General features: G+C 42.7%; 3 protein-coding genes. All 3 read right to left on the bottom strand.

Going from position 1 to position 3,893, the window contains the following annotated elements:
• The coding region (locus RH45_RS17430) for an Ig-like domain-containing protein (protein WP_138956422.1) at window positions 1-2,689 on the bottom strand (2,689 nt) is incomplete at its 3' end.
• 293 nt (window positions 2,690-2,982) lie between these two features.
• A complete protein-coding gene (locus tag RH45_RS17425; protein WP_008079648.1) occupies window positions 2,983-3,438 on the bottom strand; it encodes a hypothetical protein in 456 nt (151 codons plus the stop codon).
• A partial coding sequence (locus RH45_RS23460; RefSeq protein ID WP_008079646.1) for a hypothetical protein occupies window positions 3,431-3,893 on the bottom strand: 463 nt, incomplete at its 5' end. The genes RH45_RS23460 and RH45_RS17425, both read right to left, overlap by 8 nt.

Raw genomic sequence — 3,893 nt, 5'->3', positions numbered from 1 at the left:
ATAGAGCCTTCCCTTCTTTAACTCGTATCCACTCAATCTCCTTTCTATAATAAGTACTTAAATATCTAAGCTGAACTTTGATGTGATACGTAATCTCGTAACCATCAGATATAGGAGTTTTTGAAGCAGCGGTAACATTTGTATCGTCTTTAAGTTCCATCACATCGCCGTTTTGGATCCATCTGCCATCAGTAAGCTTTACAAGGCTCAAAGTTTCATAAACATAACTTTTTTTGTTATGAATCCCTTCAACAATCGTTTCTACACTCGCGTAAGGATCCTTGTATAACATTGAGTTGTATACATCTACTGGTATTCTCAACACTTTAATACCATTTGCCTTAACTCGCGGTTTGGAGGAGCCTTGTGGGGAAGTATCAAACCACTCAATATGATTTTCATCCGCAGATACGCTTAGTTCGATATCATCGATTGGCGCAACATCTAACGTATCGATCACTTCTATATCGCCAGGGCCTATCCAATTTACGCTCAATGGCCCTGGCTCATTTGGGGTTACAAAGGCGCCATTGACAACACAGTTCGGAGAGCACTCAAGCACACCTTTATTGACGTCTATATTATGTTCATAGTCAGCGGCTTTATTGGTTGCTTTGACGCTTAGCTCAGTAGTCTGACTAATTGTCATATTACCGTCCGGTACAATACTATAAACAACACCTCTTGGATGATCGGCACACATGACAAATGTCTCACCGTTACCATTTTCTAACGTGCCATCTGACAGTCTGTACTCTTTATAATTGGCTTGGTCATCCCAAACACCAAACATAGTGTCATTGGCAGCGACCACATCATTCAGTGACCCATTCGCCAACTCCCAATTTCTTATCATCGCAACGGACGGCAATTCCATCCCTTTGCTGCGACAATAGTTAATTGCATCATCAGATGTCACTTTCGCCATTGGGTAGCCTAAATCATTTAGCTTTGTGCCAATAACATGAGTGCCATTTTGTTCAGCCTCAAACTGGGTAACCGGAGGGGTGAAAAAAGCAATGGGGGTAATATCAGGAACATCTTTCCTCTCAGCATTAACCACTACCGTTGAAGAGGCTTGCAAGCCAGGATCATCTTCCACCACGACGAGAATATTGTGTTCCCCTGTTGTTTGAGCTGTTACCTCAATATTGGCTCCATTGATGGTCGCGTCTACACCAACTGGCGTGATGACTTGTGCGATGACAACGTTGTCTCCATCAGGATCGCTGATGCTTAGAGGAATACTTTTTGGGTTGTATATCTCAACGCTGTCTGAGGTATCGACTACTTCAGGGGACGTATTAGGCTTAGTCCCAGAAACACAGAAAAATGCTCGACTGGTAATATTAGAACCCGAACTACCAGAGCTGTAACTAAACCAATCGATAGGATAGATATCAGTTCCTCCTAGAGTCGCGTACGTACTGGCCTCCGCCCAGTTACCCGATTTCGCGATGTTACCGGAATCTTGGTAAATATAGAGGCTTTCACTTTCGGCTGGCGTTCTCATACCAATCGCTTGGCAATACGCTTCCATAAACAAGTCATCATCTTCCGCCGGGCCTGAACCAGAGGTATAAGCAGCCAGGTGATAGTTGTTTGATGGATCAATTAGAGTTTCTGGAGGTGTTTGGTTCATCACCCTTCTATACTCACTTTCCAATACCGGGGTTGAAAAATAAATTGTATGATCTGAAGTATGACCAGGCTGTTGTCGCTGTACAAAGTTAACGGTGACTTCCCCGGTAGCATATCCACCATTATGGTCGGTCACGGTATAAGAAAATACCGCAGGCCCTGGTAGGGTTCCTTGGACATCAAAGGCTAAGCTATTGGTTGCGTTAACCGCAACGTGAGTGAAAGCGTCGCTTCTGATATCCACTATTTGCAACGACTGTTGCGCATCGACATCGGATATATGTGTCGACATGTCGATGACCTGCGCTTGGTAAATTTCTTTATCGCCAATATCATAAGTAATAGGCACGTTTGGAGGCGTATTGGTCCCGCTCACCGAGGTAGCAACTCTAATTTGTCCTGAAACAGCGACATCCTCATAATCAGCATGCTCGGAATGGGCCGTGTAATAGATGACACTGACTCCACTATCTTCCGTTGGCGTGAATTCAATCTTAGTCCCTTGCGACACGGTGGCATCGCCAAAGCCATCAACCGTAATGTCACTCGCGTCTATCGAAAAGTCAGGGGGAAAATTAGCGGCGTTAGCAACATCAACTTCTATCGCTACGCCTGAAGCCGTGGCATTAGCGTGTATGGTGTCAACAAAGTCAGGTATACCCGTGATTGATTTACTCACATTAATATGAGCAATTTCTGCATTAGCTAACCCCTCACTGTTTACTACAGAATACCTAAGTACACAACCTGAGCCGAGTTCATAGCTAGTATCAAACGTTAAAGTACCTTCATTAATGGCGACAGAAGCACAGAGTTCATCTGAGGATAAGCTGGCGAGGTCTGTTAACTGCGCCCCGCTAGATGACTCAACGTAACCCTCCAAATTGACGGCTGCATAGTTTTCGGTCAAGGCAACTTGGGCCTCGGAAGGAATGACATATTGATTCGATTGCTCAATAGCCTCTGAGCCCTCACCATTACACCCCGTTAGCGCTATCGCCAAGCTTATAATAATCGGCGTTTTGTTCATTATTCGTATGTGTTTCATGTTGCAATACCATATTTCAACAATTCAGTGTCCCAAACATATCTGCATGCGTGGGAATTGAACGCGTGATGATAGCTACAGTGGCATGCAACGACGATTACAATAACCTTAATAAACCTCATTTAAGAATAAGCAAAGCCCCGCCAGAAACCTAAAAAAGCATTAACGGTCTTTCGCAGAAACTGCTGGAAACGATTGCCGAAGACCCAATGGATAATAGCCAGAAAAAGAAAGGCCCTTGTAAACCGGCAGTTGCAAGGGCTATATCGTCACTAGGTGGGCAAAATAATATTCTATGTTCGAGTCATTAAGTAAGCCGACCTTCTATTGAAAAGAATAAAGCTCTTTTCCACATCATTCATAGGAAAAATCAAGTTTTCATCACCTCCTAGAGTATTCGGTGAAATCAAAACTTTTTCCCAGAAAGGGATATCTATCCGAGTATCATAAAAGGCATCGTGATTTGCTTCTATAAAAGAGATTTCATTTTCGTTGTAAACGTAGCTTCCTGATGTAAAAGTACCACTCTGGTTAGGTGTCAATGCCATCAGTTCATATCTATCGCTGTTAAACAATTCCAATTCAAAATGAAACGAAATATATATAGGATTACTTCTATTAGGTGTCTTAACTAAAGAGATCGCATTCGATATATATTTACCATGAGGGCTACTAGAAGAGTTAGGGTAAATAAGATCGCCAATAAGAAAACCAACCAATGCTAGGCCAAACAATATTTTTTTATCCACAGTATTGCTCCAGTAACGTATTTGGAAAACTAAATGCTTGATACATCTCGTTATAAGCAATCGATATACCGTTAGCGGTAATGACTTTAGCTGGAGCCAAATTTATCACTTCCAGTGTGGTAGGGTTTTCATACAGGCACTTTTCAAAATTGTCATAAGCAAAAGATTTACTGCGAGTATTTTCCTGATAGCTGGCGATAACAAAACTGGTTAAGTAACCTAACCCTATACTGATGAGCAAGGACGCTAAATAGTAAGTGAGCCAATTTTTTTTACACAGGTCGAAAGACACACCGAGAAACAATAATTGGTTAGATGGCTCACTAGACTCTTGATTACTGCTTAGTGCTACTGCATCGCTCTCCTCTTCATTACCGCTCAAAGACTCCACGTTGCCAATGAACCGATAACCTTTACCACGCTCTGTCTTGATCACATCGCCCGCTTTCTCTCCA

This window comes from Vibrio sinaloensis DSM 21326 (assembly GCF_000189275.1).
Classification (GTDB): domain Bacteria; phylum Pseudomonadota; class Gammaproteobacteria; order Enterobacterales; family Vibrionaceae; genus Vibrio; species Vibrio sinaloensis.
This window is presented reverse-complemented; position numbering and strand designations above follow the sequence as displayed.